Source organism: Shewanella sp. SM95 (genome assembly GCF_025653595.1).
Lineage (GTDB): Bacteria > Pseudomonadota > Gammaproteobacteria > Enterobacterales > Shewanellaceae > Shewanella > Shewanella oncorhynchi.
The window spans coordinates 1-1,240 of the sequence record NZ_JAKKSE010000058.1 but is presented as its reverse complement, the minus strand read 5'-3'; the positions used below and the strand labels follow the sequence as shown (position 1 = coordinate 1,240).

The following is a 1,240-nucleotide window of genomic DNA, read 5'->3' as shown; positions in this document are numbered from 1 at the left end:
TTTCTTTACTGGTTTTAAAAATGTAGAAACCACCTCAATAAGTGCTATCAAGCGTGGACATCCCCACATGATAAAAGTGACCCACAAGAGGCCATATATATCGTGTGATACAGACAGGTTTTATTTCGGATATTATTCAAATCTCGACTGTTATTGCTATCCCGAAGATATGCATAAAGTGTTGTCGCTACTGATGAAGCAATTACCGGGGTCGAAACTCTTTTTATTGAAAAATGAACGAATAGTTGGTCTCTCTAAAGTTGGCACCCGTGACGGCGAACCAGTCCAATTGTCAGATTTTGCCCCTGAGAATACCCTGCCCAGTTAACGTTTTTTCTCGCGCCTATTATTTATTGGCGCGAGATTCGGTGTCCATCAGTGGCTGCTTTGCCACCAAGATGCTGACAGGCCTTTCGCGGCGAGGTCGTCAAGAGCGAGAAAACATTAAGTACGAGCTGTGTGGGTAGGTTAACGACGACCGTGCAGTCCGTGGGCACTGCAAAGGAATAGCTATATGAATAAGAGAGCAGCGCTGCAGCAGTCGGCGTCGACAGAGCAAGAGACGCAACCGTTGGACGACAGTCGGTATGAAGACCTGCCGCGCAGTGAGTACCTGCAATTACCCCAAGAGGAGCAAGACCGGCTCTATCAGTTGCGTCAGCAGCGGGTACGCGAGGCACCGACCCTCTATGAGTGGGATATTAAGGTAGCGACTGTGTATGGCATTGGGTGGATCATGGTCCTTATTCCGTGCGGGATTACGGCTCTAGTTGGGTTGGTGACATACTGGTATGGATTTGAGCAATGGTATTATTTTCTCATCATAGTGATGATTTTTGGGCCATTTATGCGCTACCTCTGGTTGGCCGACAAACAGTACCATTATCGGCTCACCACCGAGGGTTTAGTTACTACCTATCATGACGCGATTCCGGATGCAGCCTACGCGGTAGTGCGGGGGCTGGCTTGGTTTGGGGTAGTTGTTTGCATCGTCGGCGTGGCGTTGTTAGGCCCGGCCGCCTTGGTCGGCGCGGGTGGTTTTGCCGTGATGGCATTTTTCTTTACTGGTTTTAAAAATGTAGAAACCACCTCAATAAGTGCTATCAAGCGTGGACATCCCCACATGATAAAAGTGACCCACAAGAGGCCATATATATCGTGTGATACAGACAGGTTTTATTTCGGATATTATTCAAATCTCGACTGTTATTGCTATCCCGAAGATATGCATAAAGTGTTG

Annotated in this window: 1 protein-coding gene and 1 pseudogene; both read left to right on the top strand. The window is 47.7% G+C overall.

Features of this window, described 5'->3' with window-relative positions; all coding sequences use genetic code 11:
* Positions 1–328, top strand: a pseudogene (locus L5M29_RS23610) (hypothetical protein); the annotation flags it as partial.
* Positions 329–514: 186 nt separating this feature from the next.
* The coding region (locus L5M29_RS23605) for a hypothetical protein (protein WP_263170348.1) at positions 515–1,240 on the top strand (726 nt) is incomplete at its 3' end.